Annotated in this window: 24 protein-coding genes; 14 read left to right on the forward strand and 10 right to left on the reverse strand. The window is 70.7% G+C overall.

Features of this window, described 5'->3' with window-relative positions; all coding sequences use genetic code 11:
• The first annotated feature begins 130 nt into the window (after positions 1-130).
• The gene (locus tag Aiant_RS40420) at positions 131-2404 is read left to right on the forward strand and encodes a putative bifunctional diguanylate cyclase/phosphodiesterase (RefSeq protein ID WP_189329932.1); all 2274 of its coding nucleotides are present in this window, start codon (positions 131-133) and stop codon (positions 2402-2404) included.
• Here Aiant_RS40420 and Aiant_RS40425 read toward each other — a convergent pair.
• Positions 2385-3986, reverse strand: coding sequence for a sensor histidine kinase (locus Aiant_RS40425; RefSeq protein ID WP_189329933.1), 1602 nt, complete (start codon positions 3984-3986; stop codon positions 2385-2387). The two genes, Aiant_RS40420 and Aiant_RS40425, sit on opposite strands and share 20 nt — an antisense overlap.
• A 136-nt stretch (positions 3987-4122) precedes the next feature.
• On the opposite strand from Aiant_RS40425, the gene Aiant_RS40430 reads away from it, so the two are divergent.
• The 5 genes from Aiant_RS40430 to Aiant_RS40450 are packed head-to-tail and all read left to right on the forward strand — an operon-like array spanning position 4123 to position 6610.
• A complete protein-coding gene (locus tag Aiant_RS40430) occupies positions 4123-4437 on the forward strand; it encodes a hypothetical protein (RefSeq protein WP_189329934.1) in 315 nt (104 codons plus the stop codon).
• Positions 4434-4874 (forward strand): MerR family transcriptional regulator, encoded by a 441-nt coding sequence (locus Aiant_RS40435; protein ID WP_189329935.1) that lies wholly within the window; start codon positions 4434-4436, stop codon positions 4872-4874. Before Aiant_RS40430 ends, Aiant_RS40435 begins: the two co-directional genes overlap by 4 nt.
• Entirely contained in the window at positions 4858-5109 is a 252-nt protein-coding gene (locus Aiant_RS40440) for a hypothetical protein (protein ID WP_189329936.1), read from the forward strand. The genes Aiant_RS40435 and Aiant_RS40440 overlap by 17 nt, the downstream gene beginning before the upstream one ends.
• Before the next feature lie 16 nt (positions 5110-5125).
• Positions 5126-5464 carry a YnfA family protein gene (locus Aiant_RS40445; RefSeq protein WP_189329937.1) on the forward strand — a complete coding sequence of 113 codons (339 nt, stop codon included), beginning with the start codon at positions 5126-5128 and terminating at the stop codon, positions 5462-5464.
• A gap of 57 nt (positions 5465-5521) precedes the next feature.
• Positions 5522-6610, forward strand: a complete 1089-nt coding sequence (locus tag Aiant_RS40450; RefSeq protein ID WP_189329938.1) for an acyl-CoA dehydrogenase family protein — start codon at positions 5522-5524, stop codon at positions 6608-6610.
• A gap of 3 nt (positions 6611-6613) precedes the next feature.
• On the opposite strand, the gene Aiant_RS40455 is transcribed toward Aiant_RS40450, so the two are convergent.
• Together Aiant_RS40455 and Aiant_RS40460 are read right to left on the reverse strand one after the other, a co-directional pair.
• Entirely contained in the window at positions 6614-7096 is a 483-nt protein-coding gene (locus tag Aiant_RS40455; RefSeq protein ID WP_189329939.1) for an NADPH-dependent FMN reductase, read from the reverse strand.
• Between the two features lie 171 nt (positions 7097-7267).
• On the reverse strand, positions 7268-7915 hold the full coding sequence (locus tag Aiant_RS40460) for a redoxin domain-containing protein (RefSeq protein WP_189329940.1): 648 nt from the start codon (positions 7913-7915) through the stop codon (positions 7268-7270).
• Positions 7916-8178: 263 nt separating this feature from the next.
• On the opposite strand from Aiant_RS40460, the gene Aiant_RS40465 reads away from it, so the two are divergent.
• Complete coding sequence (locus tag Aiant_RS40465) at positions 8179-8817, forward strand: DUF6301 family protein (RefSeq protein WP_229829955.1); 639 nt, start codon at positions 8179-8181, stop codon at positions 8815-8817.
• A gap of 164 nt (positions 8818-8981) precedes the next feature.
• On the opposite strand, the gene Aiant_RS40470 is transcribed toward Aiant_RS40465, so the two are convergent.
• Genes Aiant_RS40470 through Aiant_RS40480 form a run of 3 tightly spaced genes read right to left on the reverse strand, consistent with a single transcriptional unit; the run spans position 8982 to position 11065 of the window.
• A complete protein-coding gene (locus Aiant_RS40470; protein WP_189329941.1) occupies positions 8982-9449 on the reverse strand; it encodes a hypothetical protein in 468 nt (155 codons plus the stop codon).
• A 56-nt stretch (positions 9450-9505) separates the two neighbouring features.
• The gene (locus Aiant_RS40475; RefSeq protein ID WP_189329942.1) at positions 9506-9994 is read right to left on the reverse strand and encodes a hypothetical protein; all 489 of its coding nucleotides are present in this window, start codon (positions 9992-9994) and stop codon (positions 9506-9508) included.
• A 54-nt stretch (positions 9995-10048) separates the two neighbouring features.
• Positions 10049-11065 (reverse strand): LLM class flavin-dependent oxidoreductase, encoded by a 1017-nt coding sequence (locus Aiant_RS40480; RefSeq protein ID WP_189329943.1) that lies wholly within the window; start codon positions 11063-11065, stop codon positions 10049-10051.
• Positions 11066-11285: 220 nt separating this feature from the next.
• Between Aiant_RS40480 and Aiant_RS40485 the strand changes: the two genes are divergently transcribed.
• Genes Aiant_RS40485 through Aiant_RS40500 form a run of 4 tightly spaced genes read left to right on the forward strand, consistent with a single transcriptional unit; the run spans position 11286 to position 13314 of the window.
• Positions 11286-11861 carry a potassium channel family protein gene (locus Aiant_RS40485; RefSeq protein WP_189329944.1) on the forward strand — a complete coding sequence of 192 codons (576 nt, stop codon included), beginning with the start codon at positions 11286-11288 and terminating at the stop codon, positions 11859-11861.
• The gene (locus tag Aiant_RS40490) at positions 11858-12658 is read left to right on the forward strand and encodes a hypothetical protein (protein WP_212846726.1); all 801 of its coding nucleotides are present in this window, start codon (positions 11858-11860) and stop codon (positions 12656-12658) included. Before Aiant_RS40485 ends, Aiant_RS40490 begins: the two co-directional genes overlap by 4 nt.
• A 42-nt stretch (positions 12659-12700) precedes the next feature.
• Entirely contained in the window at positions 12701-12847 is a 147-nt protein-coding gene (locus Aiant_RS40495; protein WP_212846727.1) for a hypothetical protein, read from the forward strand.
• The gene (locus Aiant_RS40500) at positions 12844-13314 is read left to right on the forward strand and encodes an MmyB family transcriptional regulator (protein WP_189329945.1); all 471 of its coding nucleotides are present in this window, start codon (positions 12844-12846) and stop codon (positions 13312-13314) included. Before Aiant_RS40495 ends, Aiant_RS40500 begins: the two co-directional genes overlap by 4 nt.
• Here the strand turns inward: Aiant_RS40500 and Aiant_RS40505 are convergent.
• Complete coding sequence (locus tag Aiant_RS40505) at positions 13286-13711, reverse strand: VOC family protein (protein WP_189329946.1); 426 nt, start codon at positions 13709-13711, stop codon at positions 13286-13288. The two genes, Aiant_RS40500 and Aiant_RS40505, sit on opposite strands and share 29 nt — an antisense overlap.
• Before the next feature lie 127 nt (positions 13712-13838).
• On the opposite strand from Aiant_RS40505, the gene Aiant_RS40510 reads away from it, so the two are divergent.
• Together Aiant_RS40510 and Aiant_RS40515 are read left to right on the forward strand one after the other, a co-directional pair.
• A complete protein-coding gene (locus Aiant_RS40510) occupies positions 13839-14186 on the forward strand; it encodes a PadR family transcriptional regulator (RefSeq protein ID WP_189329947.1) in 348 nt (115 codons plus the stop codon).
• A complete protein-coding gene (locus Aiant_RS40515) occupies positions 14183-15592 on the forward strand; it encodes a hypothetical protein (RefSeq protein ID WP_189329948.1) in 1410 nt (469 codons plus the stop codon). Before Aiant_RS40510 ends, Aiant_RS40515 begins: the two co-directional genes overlap by 4 nt.
• A 6-nt stretch (positions 15593-15598) precedes the next feature.
• On the opposite strand, the gene Aiant_RS40520 is transcribed toward Aiant_RS40515, so the two are convergent.
• Entirely contained in the window at positions 15599-16060 is a 462-nt protein-coding gene (locus Aiant_RS40520) for a DUF6232 family protein (protein WP_189329949.1), read from the reverse strand.
• A 240-nt stretch (positions 16061-16300) separates the two neighbouring features.
• On the opposite strand from Aiant_RS40520, the gene Aiant_RS40525 reads away from it, so the two are divergent.
• The gene (locus tag Aiant_RS40525; protein WP_212846728.1) at positions 16301-16900 is read left to right on the forward strand and encodes a chemotaxis protein CheB; all 600 of its coding nucleotides are present in this window, start codon (positions 16301-16303) and stop codon (positions 16898-16900) included.
• Between the two features lies 1 nt (position 16901).
• On the opposite strand, the gene ligD is transcribed toward Aiant_RS40525, so the two are convergent.
• Together ligD and Aiant_RS40535 are read right to left on the reverse strand one after the other, a co-directional pair.
• Positions 16902-17885, reverse strand: coding sequence for a non-homologous end-joining DNA ligase (gene ligD, locus Aiant_RS40530; RefSeq protein ID WP_189329950.1), 984 nt, complete (start codon positions 17883-17885; stop codon positions 16902-16904).
• Between the two features lie 77 nt (positions 17886-17962).
• Positions 17963-19426 carry a DUF2252 domain-containing protein gene (locus Aiant_RS40535; RefSeq protein ID WP_189329951.1) on the reverse strand — a complete coding sequence of 488 codons (1464 nt, stop codon included), beginning with the start codon at positions 19424-19426 and terminating at the stop codon, positions 17963-17965.
• Between the last annotated feature and the right edge of the window lie 38 nt (positions 19427-19464).

The raw sequence follows: 19464 nt of genomic DNA on the forward strand, positions 1-19464 counted from the left end.
TGCTGACATGTGCCACCGGCGACCTGTCAATCAGCCTCGACGGGTACGGCTGCCGGGAACCGGCTCAGGTCCCGGGTGCACCGGTCGATCTACCTCCCTGAGTCGTCGGCGCAACGTGCAAAGGACGGGAATGACCAGACGGGCGGGGATCTCGCGCCACGCTTTCGCGGCGATCTTCCTGATCGGCCTGCTGGTGCTGATCAGCAGCGTTGCCGCCAGTGTGCGGACCGCCCGACGGGAGCGCATCGCGGCGCAGGACCACGCGCTGGACGTGACGCTGGGACGGCAGGCCGAGTCGCTGGAGCACTACTTCGAGCGGGCCCGGGCGATCGATGCGGTCCTCGCTGCCAGCCCGGCGTTCAGCGACTTCTACCGGGCGCCCGGCACGAACCAAGCCAAGATCGAGGCGGGCGGTCCGCTGCTGCGCCGGGTGAACCAGTCCCTCGGCTACCTGGAGACCCTGTTCCCGGGCCGGATCGGCGAGGCGTGCTTCATCGACAGCAGCGGCGCCGAGATCGCCCGGGTCGTCAACGGGGTGCCGGCCGCGCCGGCCGACCTGTCGCAGGAGGAGGACGACAACGCCTTCTTCGCGCCCACCCTGGCTCTGCCGCCGGGGCAGGTCTACCAGGCGAAAGAGTACGAATCGCCGGACACCCACAACGTGGTGATCTCCAACTCGACCGTGGTCACGGCGGGCGGGCACACCGGCATCGTGCACTACGAAATCGCCCTGGACTCCTTCCGGATGACCGCCACCACGGGCGGGCTGTCCGCGTCGATCGTCGACGCCGGCACCGGCCGGGTCCTCGTCGACACCCGAACGGTGACCACGCTGGCCGGCCGTACCGATCAGACGCTGGCGCCCGTCCTGCACGGCACCCGTGATCACGGCATCACGACGCTGGGCGCCCGGCGGGCCGCCTACCAGCGCGTCGCGGCCACCGGCGGCAACGCCAACGACTGGTACCTCGTCGTGTCCGCGCCCGCCTACGGGCGCGGCTGGACCCGGGGGTTGAGCGTCGGCTCCATCGCCCTGCTGCTGGGCGCGCTGCTGACCCTGCTGCTGTCCACCGTCAGCGGCTGGCGGTACCTCGCCTCGGTGCGGCGCTCGGCCACCTATGACGCGCTGACCGGCCTGCCGAATCGAAGCCTGCTGACCGAGCGCCTGGGTGCCGCCCTGCACGGTGACGGCCGGTCGGCCGCCCTGCTGATCGTCGACCTGCGCGGCTTCAAAGACGTCAACGACTTGCTCGGCCACCGTCTCGGCGACCTGCTGCTGACCCAGGTCACGCAGCGGCTGTCGGCCGCCGTGCCGGCCGGCGCCACGATCGCGCGCATCGGCGCCGACGACTTCGCCGTGCTGTTGCCCGGCGCCGCGCCGGCCGCCGCTCGCGCAGTCGCCGGCGACCTGCTGCAAAGCCTGGTTCCGGCCTTCCGGATCGGTGAGGTCAGCCTCAAGGTGGAGGCTCACGCCGGCATCGCCGTCGGTCCGGATCACGGGACCGACCCCTGCACGCTGCTGCGGCATGCGGAGGCCGCGCTCCAGCTGGCCGTCGAGAAGGTCACCGAGGTCCACGAGTACGAGCCGGGTCACGACCGCGGAGCGACGCATCGGCTGGAGCTGCTCGCCGACCTCAGCCGGGCGCTCGAGACCGACGACCAGATCAGCCTGCACTACCAGCCCAAGATCGATCTCGGGAGCGGTCGCCTGGTGGGTGTCGAGGCGCTCATCCGCTGGGACCATCCGGTGCGTGGCCGGATCGCCCCGGATGCTTTCATCCCGGTCACCGAGAGCACCAGTCTCATCCACCCCCTCACCACCCGCGTCCTGGAGATCGCCCTGCGGCAGGCGGCAGCCTGGCAGCGGGAGGGCGCAGATATCCCGGTCGCCGTCAACCTGTCCACGCGGTGCCTGCTCGACGCGGGCTTCGCCGGGCACGTCTTCGACCTGCTGCGCCACCACGGCCTGCCCGCGTCGCTGCTCAAGCTGGAGGTCACCGAGAGCCTGGTGATGGCCGACCCGGAGCGCTGCCTGTCCGTCCTGCACGCGCTGCACGACGGCGGCATCCGCCTGTCGATCGACGACTTCGGCACCGGCTACTGCTCGATGAGCTACCTCCAGCGCCTTCCGGTCGGCGAGCTGAAGATCGACAAGTCGTTCGTGCAGGGCATGACCGGCAGCCACGGTGACGCGGTACTCGTGCGGACCGCTGTCAGCCTGGCGCACAGCCTCGGCCTCGAGGTGGTGGCCGAGGGCGTGGAGGACGAGGCCACCGCCGCCGCGCTGCGCGAGATCAACTGTGACACCGCGCAGGGCTACTACTACGCGCGGCCGATGCCGGCCGGCGACTTCGATCGGTGGCACGCGGATGTCACGCGGGCGGTCACGATCCCGGCGACGTGATCGATGGTTTGACGGGCAGCTCGACGACGAACGTCGTGCCGGACCCGGCGTCATCGGCCAGGTTGATCGTGCCCTGGTGCCGTTCGATGATGGCGCGGGTGATCACCAGGCCCAGACCGGTGCCGGGAATGCGCCGGTCGACGGCGGTGGACGCACGGTAGAAACGGCGGAACAGGCGGGGTCGCTCGGCGGCGGGGATGCCGATGCCGGTGTCGGCGACCGTCCAGGTGATCTTGTCGCCGCCGGCGTCGGCCGTGGCGGTGATGGTGACGCTGCCGCCGCTGGGTGTGTATTTGATGGCGTTCGAGATGAGGTTGTCGGCGACCTGGCGAAGCCGGATCGGGTCGGCATACAGCTCCAGGCGCTCCGGCAGGATCGCGGTGACGGTGAGATTCTTGTCGGGCGCGGCCTGCAACGCCTGGCGGATGATCTCGGACAGATCGCTGGCGGTGGGGTTGATGGCCAGGTGCCCGGATTCCAGGCGGGCCAGGTCGAGCAGATCCTCGGCCATGACGCCGAGGCGCTCGGCGTTGCGGGTGATGATGCGCAGGTAATGCCGTTGCTCGTCGGGCGTCAGATCGTCGAGCTCCTCGGTGAGCAGGCTCGCCGTTCCGGCGATCGCGGCCAGCGGGTTGCGCAGCTCGTGGGTGACCATGGCGAGGAACTCGTCCTTGGTGCGGGCCAGCTCGACGGTCAACTCCTCGGCGCGCCGCCGCTCCAGATACTGGCCGATCTGCGCGGCGAGACCGCTGAGCAGGCCGAGCAGGGTGTCCTCGGGGTCTTCGACGCGGTCTCCGTAAACGCACAGGGCGCCGAGCAGGTGCCGGCCGGTGCAGACGGGTACCCCGACGGCCACGTGCAGCCCGATCCGGGCGCCGGCGCGACTGCGCAGGGACCCGGTGTCCGCGCTGAGATCGGGGATCCAGTGCGGCGCGGCATCGGCACACACCCGGCCGGGTAGTGCGACACCCGGTTCCAGGGTGTTGACGGCGAAGGTCCGCAGCCGCCAGCCCGGCTGGGAGTGGCGGGCGGCGCAGACCAGCAGTTGCCGATCTTCGTCGATCATCCACAGCTCGGTCACCGGCCAGTTCATCTTCAGCCCGAGGGCATCGACGACCCGCTGCGCCGCGGTGCCCACCGAGTCGGCTTCGGCCAGGCCGCGGGCGACGGCGGCCTCCGCCGCGGCGAACCGGCTCGCCCGGTGCGCGGTCGTGATGTCGTGGGCGAAGACATGGAACAGCCGGCCGCCGGCCTCGTCGGTGGTGGCCAGCGTCATCTCGATGGGGATGCGGTGACCGTCGGCGTGCCAGGCGAGCCACTGCCGCCGTTGACCTTGCGTGTGCCCTGACCGGCCGGCCGCCAGCGCCGCCAACTCGGCCTGTCCCGCTTCCCGGGACTCCGGCGGGACGATCAGGTCCTCGACCGACCGGCCGTACGCTTGATCATGGGTATAGCCGAAGGTCGTCTCCGCGGCGGGGTTCCACGCGACCACACGCCCGGTGCCGTCGAAGGCAAGGTAGGCCTCCAACGCCGCAGACAGCACCGCGCCCGCGTCATTGATCTGCCCAGACCCTGCTGACATCGCCTTTCCCCTGGATGCGAAGCGGCCGCACCCGGATCACGCTACCCGTCGATCCGTTCCGGAGACGGGCAATACCGGGAACGGGCGATGCCCGACAGTTGCATCCGGTACCCAGGTACAGGCTTACCGTCTGAGCATGAACACCTTCGAGGCCTGCACCCTCCCCACCGCGGAGCAGCCGTTGCGGCTGGCCGAGTTCGACGACCTGTTCGCCACCGCGCTGCGCGGCCAGCGGCGCCTGTCGCCCACGACGCTGCGCTGGGATCTCGATCCGGCCGGCGAGGCGACGGCCCGGGACCTCACCGCCCGGGAGAGCGCCTGCTGCTCGTTCTTCACCTTCTCTTTCGGTACGCCCGGCGCGCTGCTGCGGCTGGAGGTCGCGGTGCCGGAGGCCCGGGTCGACGTCCTGGACGCGCTGGAGCGGCGGGCCACCGGCCGGATGCCGTCGTGACCGGCCTGCGCAGCAGCCAGGTCGCGGACGCGGCCGGGGTGAACCTGCAAACCCTGCGTTACTACGAACGGCGCGGGTTGCTCGCCGAGCCGGAGCGCAGCCTCGGCGGGCACCGGCTGTATCCGGCGGAGGCGGTCACCGTGCTGAAGGTGATCAAGGCCGCGCAGCGGCTCGGGTTCACCCTCGACGAGGTCGCCGAGCTGCTCACCACCGCCGGTCACCGGCACGGCCGCCGCGACGCCGGGCTCCAGGAACGGGCGAGGGCCAAGCTCGCCGAGGTGGAGGCGAAGATCGCCGACTTGCGGGTGATCGCCTCGACGCTGCGGGCGGCCGTCGACGCCGGCTGCGACGACCTGGTGGCCTGCGCCGGCCAGCCGTGCTGCCCGATCCCGTTCGCCACCATCGCGGTAGGAGCGCCTGATGCCGAAGCTCGCTGAACCCTCGTCCTGGCTGACCGGCCTCGCCGGGCTTGCCTGCGCCGCCTGCTGTGTCATCCCGATGCTGCTCGCCGCGGGTGTGGTGTCCGGCGCGGGCTGGGCCGTCGCCGTGGACTGGATGCCGGGCGTCGCCGTCGCCCTCGCCGCGGCGGCGGGCGGCGCGTGGTGGTGGGCGTCGCGGCGGCGCCACCGCACCGGCTGCGGCGGAGGTGACTGCGCCTGCGCGGCGCGATGACCGGTATGTTGCCTCCATGGTCATCGTCCGGTCGCTGCTGCTGTTCGCCCTGGCCGCGCTGGCCGAGATCGGCGGGGCGTGGCTCGTCTGGCAGGGCTGGCGGGAGAACCGTGGGCTGTGGTGGGTCGCCGCGGGTGTCGTCGCTCTGGGTGCCTACGGGTTCGTCGCGACCCTGCAGCCGGATGCGAACTTCGGTCGCATCCTGGCCGCCTACGGCGGCGTCTTCGTCGCCGGGTCGCTGGCGTGGGGGATGGTCGTCGACAAGTTCCGGCCCGACCGGTGGGACCTCATCGGCGCCGCGATCTGCCTGCTCGGCGTCGCCGTGATCATGTACGCCCCGCGCGCCACCGCCTGACCGGCAACCGCCCTGAACAATGTCGATGGCGTCTTGGCGGCCGGTCCTGGAGGTGGAATGTCCGTCCATCCGTTCATCCGCACCGTCGACGAGTACGCCGAGCGGGTGCTGCGCCCGACCGCGCTGCGCACCGACCGCGAGGGCGTCACCGCCGCCCGGATCGGCGAGCTGCGTGAGATCGGCCTGCTCAACCATCCGGCACCCGTCGAGTACGGCGGTCTGGCCCTCGGCCCGGCCGCCGAGCGGCGGATCCACGAGATCATCGCCGGCGCCTGCTTCAACACCTGGCTGGTCTGGGCCCAGCACGTCCCGCTGATCGGCCGGCTGGCGCGCACGGCCGGGCCGCTGCCGGCCCTGGCCCGCCGGGTTCTCACCGGGCAGGTGCTGCTCGGCGCGGGCGTCAGCGACGTCCGCAGCTTTCCCCGCCGCTACATCGAGGCCACCCGCACCGCCGGTGGCTGGATCTTCACCGGCACGATCTCCTGGGTCAGCGGCTGGGGCCTCAACGAGGCACTGGCCGTCGCGGCCGTCGAGAAGGACACCGAGACGGTGGTGACCGCCCTGGTCGAGATCGGCGCCGGTGTCCGCGCCGGTGCCCCGCTCGACCTGGCCGCGGTGACCGGCAGCCGGACCGAGCGTGTCATGCTCGACGAGGTCGTCGTCCCGGACGAGCACGTGCTCTCCCGGCAGACGCTGGAGAAGACCCGCTTCGACGACCTCGCCACGGCCGGCGATGCCCGCGGCCACCACTTCGGGCTGGCCGCCACGGTGCTCCGTGAGCTGGCGGAAACCCCGGACCCGGAGGTCCGGGCCGTTGCGCGGGCGTGGGGTCCGCGGGTGTCCGGGCTCCGCGAGTCGGCGTACGCCCTGGCCGACGAGGCGGCCGCCGTCGGGGGAGGCCCGCACCGCCTCGACGAGCGGCTCGCCACCAAGGTGGCCATCTTGTCGGCTCTCACCACGCTCACGCGAGCGTTGGTCGTGGCCCGTGCCGGCCGTGGGCTGACCGGGCAGGACACGGCACAGCTGCACGCCCGGTCCGCCCTGTTCCTGCTGGTGCAGGGCCAGAGCGCGGACGTCCGCCGGGCCCACCTCGCCCACCTCGCCGGCCTCGACGGCCTCGCGGGCCTCGCGGGCCTCGCGGAATGAGCCTCAGCGGATGATCGCGCTCGCGTAGAGGTCGGCGACCGTGCCCGGGTCGGTGAGTTCCGTGCCGACCGCGGTGAGGCCGAAGTCGACCACGTCGGCTCCCAGCTCGCTGAGCAGCCGGGCCAGGGCGGCCTCGGCCGCGTCGGCCTGCTCCTGGAGGTCGGCGGTCACGACCGGGATCGCCAGCACCCCGGCCAGCGCGTTGGCCGGCAACTGGTCGAGCAGCACCTTGAGCGCGCCGGAGAAGGTGCTGCGCCAGGCCGGTGTCGCGACGATCAGCACCGCGGCGTCCTGCACGTTCAGCAGCGCCTCCGAGGTGTCCGGGTCCGCGGGCACCAGCAGTCCCGGCCTGAGCTCGGCCACATCGACCGTGGTGAACGAGCCCTCGCCGCGGCTCGCCGCCAGCCGCTCGCCCAGGGCCGTGGCCAGCTTCAGAGTGCTCGATGCTGGGTCCGGGTGACCGGAGACCACGACAACTTCCGCCATAGTGCGCTCCCTTCCGGCCCGTATCCTCCTCTCCGCAACATCAACAGCGCTATCCGTCGAAGGTGCAACTGCGCTGAGTGGCCGGTCATGGATCGATTCATCATCACTTCGGTGTCCACCGGGACGCCGTCGTGATCGAACAGGATGTACTTTCTTCGCGAACGCGGCAGCTTACGCGGCTGCCAGGCCCGGCTCCCGGCCAGGGGCGCGGACGATTCCGCGGACCGCCGTGAGGATCCGCTCCGGATCGGTCCGGGTCGACCAGTTCGCGTGCACGTCGGTGAAGTGGACGACGCCGGCCCGATCGGCGACGACGACGGTGGCGAACGGCAGCACCGACCGTCCCGTGCCGAGGGACTCGACGGCGCCCGGGCTGCTGTAGCCGATGTTGAATGCGTCGATGAGCGTGTGCCGCGGATCGGAGGCGACGAGGAAGTCGAGCTCGTGACGACGCTTGACCGCCTCCAGCCGGTCCGGCACCTGGGGGCTGACCGCCACCAGGTGCGCGTCGAGCGCCGACAGGCCCGGGGCCAGGATGTCCCGATAGATCCGCAGGGCGGCGCCGCACTGCGGGGAGCCCGCATGCTGGAAGAAGACGAGCACGAGCGGTCCGGTGTCACGCAGCCGGTTCAGGTGGATCGGGCCGAGGTCGACCTCGATCAGGGGCATGTCCGGCACCCGGTCGCCGGCGGCGACCATCCGGTTCCAGAACCCGTCGTGCTCCAGCTGAAGCCGGAATGCCTGGTCGTCGGCCCAGGGCTGGACTGACGGGCCGGTGTGGCGCGTGGCGGTGCCCGGGTTGCGGACGGAAGCCCTCATCGTGCCCTCCTCGGTGGGAAACTCCGCTGCCCATAATACATACCTAACCTGTAGGAATAATAGGCGCTGCGGAGTGGCCGCGCTCTCAGATCGGCCAGGGCTGCCCCGGGGCGGCCACCCACCTGGAGATCGGCGCACTGCTGTTCCTGCCGCTCGGCGGCAAGAGCGGCGCGAACGTCGCCCTGTCGGTGCACCAGCGGACCCCGCACACGTGGACCCCGGAGGAGATCGCCCTCGCCGAGGAGACGGCGGGACGGGCGTCTGTGCAGTTCGAGCGCTCCCGCGCCGAAGCGGCCCTGCGCGAGAGCGAGGCGCGTTTCCGGGCGCTGGCGCTCGACGCGAACCGCTCGCGCAGTCGCTCGGTCTTCTTGTGCGTACCGTATGGCGGTTACGAGGATGAGCGACGGAGGCTGGTAGTGGCGCGGTGGCGGGCCCTCGGCGAAGAGGCCGTGGTGCGGCAGGCGCGGACGCTGCTGGCGGCGGAACCGTTGCTGCACTCCGCGTCCGTGCCCGAGGCGGCGGCGGCGTTCGGCTGGACGGTGACTCAGTTCGACCCGGAATGGCCGGACATGGGCGCGTTCCTGGACACCGGACACGGGCTGGGCCCGCGCAGCGCCTTCTTCAACACCGATGACGAAGGCCGCGTGACGTCAATCCTGGTGAGTCTCACCGAGAGCGTCGTGGACGGCGGCGCCGAGGGCGCGATGTTCAAGCTGGCCCTGTTCGCCGACGCGTCGTCCGCGTTGACCGGTGCGTTGGGGCGGCCAACCCGACCCAGGGCCGGTGAGAAACCGCAGCTGTGGTGGGAACGGCCCGCGACCTGGTTCGGTCTGATCACCGACGACGACGGGATCTCCCTTCAGCTGACGCCCGCAGAGCTGATGCTCGGCCCGTGGCAATGACCGGCGGCCGTTGGTGAGCCCCAGCGGCGATGCTGTTCGGATGCCCCGGCTCGGCATCCCGTTCCGCGTCGATCGGCGGGCGTGAGCTGAGCGACAGCTCCGGGCGGCGAAGAGGCCCACTCGCCCCAGCACGCCAGCAAGACGCCCCGCTAGGAGCACGTGGCTCACGCCGCCGCTATGCCCAGTACCTCGATAAGACTCACAAGCGTGTCTTCAACGAAGGTTTGCTTGGCAGTGAGTGCTTGCGTCACCACCATCGGCTCGACCGTGGTGCCGATTTCCCCAGCCCATGCGGTAGCACGAGAAACAACCTCCGCAAGAGATTGCGGCAGTGCTGGAGCACCCAATTCCTTCGCGAAGTCCGGGTGCAGATAGACATGCCAGTAGTTGCCCTGCGGGCTGGTGGCTTCCACATCCGCGACATCGCTGTCGAAGACATATGCGCACAGTGCCGGTGCGTTGGTGACTGCGACCACCTCCTGCGGATCCAGTGGTGAGTCCCTGTCCAGCCACATGCAGCGCCAGCCGTCCTCGAAGACCAGCTCGTCGAGGACGGGTAACTCTAGGCTCAGCGGTGAGGCGCTGATCGGATTCTCGAACCGCGCGACGACGATCGTTCCCGAATAACCCACCCTGCCTCCTCGCGTCTGATCGACGCATTGTGACGCATCCTGCCTCAACCACAGGTCTACCGGAGGTCGGCGCGACGGCGGGTCCGGACCAGTGCGTTGACACCGACCAGGACCGCACCGCCGATCAGAAAGAACAAGCCGGCCGCGCGGAGCTCGTCGACATGGTCGGCGGGCGCGTCCGCCGTGTCGAAGTTCAACGTGCCGCCCTGGACATGAACGGCAGCACCCCGATAGATCGTCACCCGCACCGGCAGACCCGCCACCCTGTCGGGAAGCGTCCCGTGCAGGTACACCTCCGGCGCCACCCGGCGCCCGCCGACGTCCATCGTGATCTGATCGCTCGTCAGCGCGGTCACTGTCGCGTCAACCGTGATCCGGCAATAGGCCGGCGTGAAAACCTGGTCGGCCGGGCAGGCGGGTGCGTCCCGGAGCCGCTCCACGCCGACCGAGCCGAACGACGCGCCCACCAGCAGCACCACGCCGACCGCCCAGAAACCGGCCAGCACCAGCAACGCCTTGCGCGCCGTGAAGCCATTCCCGCTCATCGGCCCATGATCGCCTGCCGCCGCAAACCCGTATGGGCGAGCGACCCCGGGTGTCTAGGCGGAATCGCCGAGTACCGCGGCAGCCGTCAGCCGCACCGACTCCACCCGATCCTCGATCAGCGTCGACTGGTGGGCCGTGATCAGCTCGTCGGCCTGCGCCTCCTCGGCGAACTTCGTGAGATAGGCACTCACCTCGTCCGGAGTGCCCACCGCCGCATAGGTCAGCATCGAGGCGAGCTGCCGGCCGTTCGGTGTGGTCAGGAATTCGTCGATCTCCTCGTCGGTGTAATCGACCGGCCCGGTGGACCGAGTGATCAACCCCCGCACCAGCGTGCGGCGAGTCGTCTCGAACTGCCGCTGCGCGTCCTCGGACGAGGCCGCGGCAACCACATTCACCCCGGCGATCACATACGGCTCGGACAGCTGAGCCGACGGCCTGAACTCCGCCCGATAGGCCGCGACCGCCTGATGCAGCAGGCCGGGGGAGAAGTGCGAGGCGAAAGCGTAGGGCAAACCGTATGCCGCGGCGAGCCGGGCCCCGAACATCGACGATCCGAGAATGTACAGCGGCACATGCGTCCCGGCGCCCGGAGTCGCCCGCACCCCCGCGACCCGGGACTCGTCCCCCAGGTATCCCTGCAATTCGAGGACGTCCTGCGGAAAGCTCTCCGCGGACATCGGATCCCGGCGCATCGCCCGCATGGTCACCTGGTCACTGCCCGGCGCTCGCCCCAGACCCAGATCGATGCGCCCCGGATACAGCGTGGCAAGCGTCCCGAATTGCTCGGCAATCGTCAGCGGAGCGTGATTGGGCAGCATGATTCCACCCGCCCCGAGCCGAATCGTCGACGTCTTACCGGCAATGTGCCCGATCAGCAGGCTCGTGGCGCTCGACGCGATCCGAGCCATGTTGTGATGCTCCGCATACCAAACCCGCTGATAACCGTTCCGCTCAGCCGCCTGCGCCAGAAGAACGGAATTCTCGAAGGCCTGCCCGACGGTCCCACCGGGCGTGATCGGCGCAAGATCCAGGATCGAGAGGCGCGGCTCGGCCGAAAAGGTGCTGCTCATGCGAACTACCAACACCCGGCCGGCCCCGATCGTTCCCGCCGTGCCCCAGAACACACCAAAGATCAACACCCGATTCGGGTACGCCCAGAGCACGCGCAGCCGGCGGCCGGCGGCGGTTCCGGCGCACGGGCGTACCGAAAAGTCCTGACCTGCCGGAGGCGTGCGGCCGTCCTCCGTCGGGGATGATGTGGCGCGACCGGGCGGCGTTGATGATGACCGCATGACCGCCTCCGCCGGCGCGGCGGGCCAGGACCAAGCTGACGCCCGACCGTCCTTCCGCAGAATCGCCTGGACCGTGCTGCGGGTGGTCGGATCGGTCGTCGCGCTGGTGTTCCTGTACTTCCTGCTGCCCCTGGACCGTGCCTCCACGCCGGCCGCCGTCACGATGCTGCTCATCGGGCTGGTCGGGTTCATGGGGCTGGTCGCTTTCCAGGTCTGGCAGATCGTCCGGTCTCCGTTCCCAGGTTTGCGGGCCGCCGAGTCGCTGGCCACCAGCATCGTGCTGTTTCTGCTGCTGTTCGCGGCCAGCTACGTGGCGCTGGCCGCGGCGTCGGACAGCAACTTCGGCGGTCGCCTGTCGCACACCGACGGCCTCTATTTCACCGTCACCGTGTTCTCCACCGTCGGCTTCGGCGACATCACGGCCAAGACCCAGGCGGCCCGGCTGCTGGTCACCGGGCAGATGATCACCGATCTGATCGTTCTCGGCATCGGCATCAAGGTGATTCTGGGTGCGTTCCGGCGCGGGCATCAGCGCAAGAGGGACACGGCCCGCACCGGGAGCGGGGACGAATGACGCGCGGTCCGGAGCTCGGCACGCCGGCGACGTTCGTGGACCACGTGCGCTCGGACGGCGTGATCGTGCGGCTGGAGTCTCGCTTCCACCGCAAGCATCAGAAGCCGGCCGCGGGCTCGACCTGGTGGGCGCCCCGGGCACGTGGCTGGTGGATCGCCGTCCTGTTCGCGATCGGATCGGTGCTGTTCGCCGTCGGATCGGTGCCCGCCTACGCCGACGCGGTCGGATCCCGGTGGGACACCGTCACGTACTTCATCGGGTCGTTGTTCTTCACCACGGCGTCGTTCCTGTCCTACCGCGAGGCGGTCGACGCCGCCCCACCCATGGTCAACCCGGCGCACCGGCGGTTCTTCACCTTCCAGCCGCGGCGGATCGACTGGTGGGCCACCGCGGTGCAGCTGGTCGGAACCGTCTACTTCAACGTCAGCACCGGCGTCGCCATGGCGCAGAACCTGTCCGCGAGCACGGCGCACGAGCACGTCTGGCGGCCGGACGCGATCGGCTCGATCTGCTTCCTGGTCTCCAGCGTCCTCGCCTGGTACGAAGCCTGCCACGGCTGGGCCGCCTGGCGCCCGAGGTCCTGGGCGTGGTGGATCACGCTGGTCAACCTGATCGGATCCGTCGCGTTCGGTATCTCCGCCGTGGCCGGTTACGTCAACCCGCTCACCGGCGAGGTGCTCGATCTGGCGCGGGCCAACACCCAGACCTTCATCGGCGCGATCTGCTTCCTCATCGGCGCCCTGCTGCTCTTTCCGGAACGCACCGAGGAAGCCCGCCACCAGGCAACGGCGCCGTAGCCGGGCAGCCGGATCCCGATGCGTGTCTGACAGGATCGTGCGGTGGAACGAAACACCGCTCTGCGTGACTTCCTCCGCGCACGGCGGGCGCAGGTGAGCCCGGCGGAGGCCGGCCTGGCCGACGGCTCCGGACGCCGGGTGCCCGGGCTGCGACGGGAGGAGGTGGCGGCCCTGGCCGGCGCGAGGTGATCGGCGCGAACGGGCTGCATCGGGAACTGACGACCGACTTCGCCGCGTTCCCGCCCGAGCGGCGCTACTACGCGTACTGGCTGTTCGCCGTTCCGGACGCTCGTGAGGTGATGGTGGAGTGGGAGCACTCCGCCCGCGAGACCGTCGGGGTGCTCCGGGCCGCCGTCACCCGGTTCCCGGAGGACCGCCGGCTCCACCGCCTGGTCGAGAGCCTGAACGGGACGAGCCCCGACTTCCGCAAGTTGTGGGACGAGCACGACGTCGCAAGCCCGGCGCCCGGTGTCAAGGTCTACCGTCATCCGCTGATCGGTTCGCTGGCGCTGCGGCAGGTGGCCGCGCAGCTGTCGGACGACGTCTGGCTTCATCTCTATTGGGCCGACCCGGGCACCGGTGCCGAGCCGGCCCTCCAACGGCTGCGTGACGTGGTCGCCGATGCGCTCAGGCGGCCGGCCGCACCCCATCGGTGAGCTCGATGATCGTGCCGAGGTTGTCCCGGATGAAAGCGAACCGCTGACCGATCTTCTCGACCGTCAGGGGACCGGCGAACAGGCTCACCCCGCGCCGGTCGAGTTCGGCGAGGGTCGCCTCCAGGTCGGGAACCCGCAGGCAGAGGTGGTGCAGACGCTCGACGTCGTGGCTGGCCGGCAGGCTCGTGGCGGCCGGAGCCGGGTTCGCGGCGGCGCCGGCCGAGATGATCTCGATCGTGACGTCGTCGCGGCCGATGAAGGTGAACACCGATCCGCCGACCTCGAACTGCTCGATCACCGAGAAGTCGAGGTGGTCGCGGTACCACGCGACGGTCTGGTCGAGGTGCGCGGCGGCGAGGGTGATGCCGACGTGGTCGAACTGCAATCCGGAGGTCATGCCCCGAGTACAGCAGCGCGCGATGCCGCGCGGGAGCGGTCGGTGTCACCCTAGGTCTGCCGTTCCCAGGCAGCGTCACGGATCTCGGCGCTTGCCCCATATAAAGATCATCTCTATATTGGGCCGCATGGCCGAACCGATGCGCGACCCCAGCTTCTGGGTCCTCACCGCCCTGGCACCCGAGCCGCGACACGGCTACGGGGTGATCCGCGAGGTGGACCGGCTCTCCGGCGGGCAGGTGACCTTGCAGGCCGGGACCCTGTACGCGGCCCTCGACCGGCTCACCGCGCTCGGCCTCATCGAGGCGGACCGGGAGGAAACCGTGGACGGCCGGCCGCGACGGTACTACCGGCTCACCACCGACGGCGCCGCCGCGCTCGACGCCGAGACCGAGCGGCGGCGGGCAGCCGTCGCCGCCGCGACCGCGCAGCTGTCGGCCCGCCGCCGGCTCGGGCTGAACCTGGGCGCGTCGTGAGCGACCGCCTCGCCCGCCGGTACACCCGCCTGCTCCGCTTCTATCCACCCGGCCCGCGCCGCGCCGAGATGCTCGGCACCCTGCTGGAGTGCGCGCCGCCCGACCGGGTCCGGCCGACCGTCAAGGAGGTCGTGAACCTGACCCGCTTCGGGCTGCGCGCCCGCCTCGGCCGGCCGGCCAGCACCAGCGTGGTCGTCCTGTCCCTGCTGGTCACCCTGGTCTGCGGCCTGCTCGGCGCGGCCGCCAGTGCCCGGCTCGGCTGGGCGTTGCAGGAGCCGCTGCCCTCCGGCGCGGAGGCGGAACGGCTCGAGGCGACCGCCTTCCCCGGGCTCACGGTGCTGGGCGGTGGCGACGCGCCGCCGTTCGTGCCGGCCTTCGGCGCGGACGGCGGGGAGATCTACGGCTTCGCCGAGTACTGGGTGCGGAACACCCCGGAGACCCGGGAGGTGCTGGCGTACACGAAGGGTGTCCGCGATCGGCTGGCCGGGGCCGGCTGGGAGATCCGCGACGACATCTCCTACGAGGAGGACCACGAGCAGCCGTCGTGGAGCGCCGAGTTCTCGGCCAGCCGGGACGGGCTGATCCTGAGCTACAGCGCCTATTACGTGAAGGATCATCCCTGGTACGACTCCGACGGCTCGGCCGGCTTCCAGCTGTCCCGCACGACGCCACCCTGGCCGGCCCGGTTCGCCATCCCCGGCGGGTTGCTGGCCGCGTGCTTCGGCTGGCTGGTGTTCGGCTGGGCGAGCCGCCGCAGCGAGGGCCATCCGGGACGAACCGTGGGCGCGGTCGCGCTCGTCTGGCCGGCGATCGTGGTGGTCGCGGTGAGCCTGTTCTTCATCAGCCAGTGGTACTCGCAACCCGAGCCGCTGGAGGGCGATTCCCTGTGGACGACCCTGGACCAACTGTCTCAGGGGCCCGCCACGCTGGCGCTCGGCCTCGGCCTGCTCGCCCTGGCGGTGGCCGTCCTGCCGGGCCGCCCGCGGGTCTTCGCGGCGGCAGCCCTCGTGCTGGTCACGGTGGGCGCCATGGCCGGCTGGCCGGGGTGGGTACGCCCCGGGTGCACCCCGTCCGGGCCGCCGGCCGACCTCCCGGCCGCCGAGGTCGCCATGAGCCTGGTGGCCCGCGTCTACGTGACCGCGGATGCCACCGCCGAGCAGCGCAACATCGCCGAGGCCGCGATCTGGCACGTGCCGTCCGTGCGGACCATGGCCTGGTCCGGTTATGTGACGGACCAGGACTACCGGGACGCTTACTGCGGCGGCGGCCCGATCCACGGCGCCTCGCGGGCGACGCTGCCCGGGTTCTGGCTGCTCGAGCTGAGCAGCCCCGGCGCGTTCGAGGGCCTGGTGGTCGAGGTGAGCCATCTGCCCGGGGTGGCGGCTGTCCGGCATGCCGCTCCCTGACCCCGATCAGGCGGAGTCGCGCAGCACGGTCTCGTGATCGTTCAACGCCCGGGTCAACGCGCGGCACACCTGTCCGTAACGGATCGCGTCGTCGGTGCACAGCACGCGGACGGGGGTGCCGCCCACGGTGATCCACAGTTCCTGGCGCCGGCCGTACCGGCGGATGTCCTCCAGCGCTTGCAGGCCGGTCGAGCCGGCCACGAAATGGGCGATCACGCGTACGAAAAGAATGGCCGCGATCACCAGCAGACCGCGACCGGCCCAGATCCACCGCGTGCTCCACCAGACCGCGGCCTCCACGACGATCGCGGCGATCAGCACCGCCCAGGCGATCATCGACTTGCGGCTCGCGGTCCGCCGCGCGCCGCGCCAGGCGTCCTCGATGTCGGCCAGCGCATAGGCCCGCCCGCGCAGCACGACGCCGGACGTGGCCACCGTGACGTCCGCATCCTGGTAATAGATCCGCATCCCGCACCACCCATCCGTTCCAGGATGCGCCCGGATGGAGATCAGTTCACCGGTCGAAATTGTCATTTTTGGTACGCCCACAGCGGGCACCTGTGCGCTTTCGGGGAACGTGGTGACCGCCCGGGGCAGCGTCTCGACATCGCCGGTGAGCCTGACGGGCGTCCGACGACAGCCGGTTTGGGCGCATACTGAACATGACCGGTAATCCACCCACTGCCACCAGCGTCGGTGAGGAGAGCGGTGGACGACAGCAGACGGTATGCGGTGTCATGGCCGGTGGTCGCGTTGATCGCGTCGGCCGGCGGTGTCGAGGCGATGTCCCGTGTGCTCTCGGGACTGCCTGCGAGCCTGCCCGCCGCTGTCCTCATCGCCGTGCACATCTCCCCGGACAAGACCAGCCACCTCGTGCAGATCCTCGCCCGGCGGACCCGGCTACCGGTTCACACCGCGCAGGACCGGGTGCTGCTCCAGCCGGGAGTCGCGCTTGTCGTACCGCCGGGCCGGCATCTGCTGGTGACCTCGGAGGCCCGCATCGGCCTGATCGACACCGGAGCACTGCCGCCGTCGCGGCCCTCGGCCGACCTGCTGCTCTCGACGCTGGCGGTGACCTGCGGGCCGCGCTCGCTGGCCGTCGTGATGACCGGGCTCGGCCACGACGGGCAGGCCGGAGTGCGTGCCATCGCACACTGCGGCGGCACGGTCCTGGCACAGGACGAGGCCAGCGCCGCCTACACCGCGATGCCGGCCGCCGCGGTCGCCACCGGCACGGTGCGCGAAACCCTGCCTCTCGACGACCTGGCCGCCGCGATCGTCACGCACGCCACCAGGGCCAGCCGGTGACTCATTGCTGTTCAGCCGTGATCGGCATCCGCGCGGCGGACGCGTCCCGGTCGTCGAGCACGCCGCGGTACACCGGGTGTCGTAGCTGTGTGTCACTGGTCCAGGACCGGTAGGCGACCCGGGCGACGACCTGCGGGTCGACCCAGGTGGTCTCGGCCATGGCCAGGCTCTCGGCGTGCCCGGTGGGTGGGTTGCTGCGGCGCAGCGGGGCGAGCTGCTGCTGGAGCTGCTGGCGGGAGGCGCCGGACAGGCCACTGCCGACCCGGCCGACCAGGTGCAGCCGGCCGGCACGGTCGTAGGCGCCGACCAGCAGGGCGCCGATCGTGTCGCGGAGCTGTCCCCGTCCTGGGACCCAGCCGCAGACCACGACGTCGGCCTCGTGCGGGATCACCGTCTTGACCCAGGTTCTGGCTCGCTGACCGGGGGTGTAGGGGGAGGTGAGCCGCTTGCAGACGATGCCTTCGAGGCCGTGTTCCTGCGCGGCGGCGTACAGATCGGCGGCGGCGTCGGGGAAGAACGGTGGCGTGTCGATGCCGGGGCCGCGTACTTCCAGGTCTTCGAGCATCGCCCGGCGTTCGGTGTAGGGCGCGGCCATGACGTCCTGCTGGTCGAGGATCAGCAGGTCGAACACGTACAGGGTGGCCGGCGCCGCGCGCAGCAGCGACGAGCCGGGGTCGCGCACGCCGATGCGCTGCTGGAGGAGGGAGAAGTCCGAGACGCCCGCCTCGTTCAGGACCACCAGTTCGCCGTCCAGGGCCGCCCGGCGCCCGCCGAGCAACTCCGGCAGCACCGACAGCTCGGGATAGGAGCTGGTGACGTCCCGGCCGTTGCGGCTGCGGACCCGCCACCGGCCGCCGGCGCAGGTGATGGCGGCTCGCATGCCGTCGTGCTTGGCCTCGGCCGCCCAGCCCGCACCGGCCGGCACCGGCCCCGGCGTCGCCAGCATCGGATCGATCGCCGGCGGCATCGCCAGACCCGCACCCATGGCGTGATCTTCGGCCGCTCCCGGACCACGGCGCAGGCGAACGGACGAATTTCACCGGCGGCGATCGTGTCTCCCTTTCAGATGCCCTCGGTGGCGGCCAGCTGTCCGGCCCTGATGGCGGCGACGAACTGCTGGTAGTCGCGCTCGTTCTGGTCGGCGTAACGCTCGGAGAAATCGGCTATCGAGTCGTCGAACGCGTCGCTGTCGCCGAGGTATTCGGCGATGGCGACGGGGTCACCCGACCTGGCATGCGCCCGTGCCAGCGTCCAGCCGCAGACACCGGCGTAAAAGTTGAGCCCGAACGGCTGCAACGCCTCGACCAGGATCGAGCCCTTCATGTCGCGCAGTTGCCGCCAGTAGTAGTCGCGGCGCACGTCCAGTCCTTTGGTCCAGCCGAGGAAGATGTCGCTGGCGGCCTGCATCATCCGCTGGCCCTGCACCACCCGCTCGCCGTGCTGGCGGTAAGCGCTTTTCGGCAGGTGGGCCTCCAGCACTGACGCGGTGGCCTCCTTGACCTGCAAGAACAGCGGGTCGTCGGTGTCGCGGCCCTGCAACAGCACGATGAACGCCCGGGTGCCGACACTGCCCACGCCGACGACCTTGCGGGCCCAGTCCACGATCTGGAAGTTCTCCAGCAGGCGGCGGCGGTCGTCCTGCAGGGTGGCGCGGTAGGCGCGGAACTGGTCCCGGATCACGTGATCGGTCTCGTCGGGCGACATGCCGTAGGTCGCGGCCAGCTCGCGCGCCGGGACGACGATCGGCGGCTGGCTGACGATCCGGTACCTTCCGTCGGTCAGCGTGCCCAGCTTCGACAGCGCCTGGAGGCTGTCGCGAGTGTGCGTCCTGGCCTGATTCTTCTCCGCCCGTGCCAGCGCGTTCCGGGCCGCCTTGTCCGAGGACTTGGAACCCTTCTTGGTCTTCCTCGATGTCTTCGCGGCCCCGGCCACGGCGTTGCGGACACCGTCCATCAGCTGGTTCTCGTCCAGGTGGGCGTACCAGATGTCCATCGTCCGCATCTGCGCGAACGAGGCCATCGCCTGCCGGTAGGCGAGCACCGACGCCAGTGCCGCCTGCCGCGTGTCCGCCGGGGCGAACCCGTTGTTGCGGGCCGCGATCGTGAAGCTCGCCGCCATCCGCTTGACGTCGTACTCGAACGGCCCCGGCAGCGTCTCGTCGAAGTCGTTCAGGTCGAACAACAGCCGCCGCTCGGGCGAGGCGAACACGCCGAAGTTCGACAGATGCGCGTCCCCGCACAGCTGGACGTCGAGGCCGGCCGTCGGGGTGCCCGCCAGGTCAGCCGCCATGATCCCGGCACCGCCCCGGTAGAACGTGAACGGCGAGACCATCATCCGGCCGTGCCGGACCGGCACCAGGTCCGGCTCCCGGGTGGCGTTCTGCTGCTCCAGCAAGCCGATCAGGCCGGGACGATCGGCGGCGGGCTGCCACTTCACGTGGCTCGACAGGGGCGCCCGGTCCCGCGCCTCCCGGCCTCTCGCCTTACGGTCACCGATGCTTGGATGAGGGATCTGCTGCGCTGTCATCCCACCCACCTCCCGATCTTTTCGCGGCGCCCTGGGAC

The organism is Actinoplanes ianthinogenes, assembly GCF_018324205.1.
Lineage (GTDB): Bacteria > Actinomycetota > Actinomycetes > Mycobacteriales > Micromonosporaceae > Actinoplanes > Actinoplanes ianthinogenes.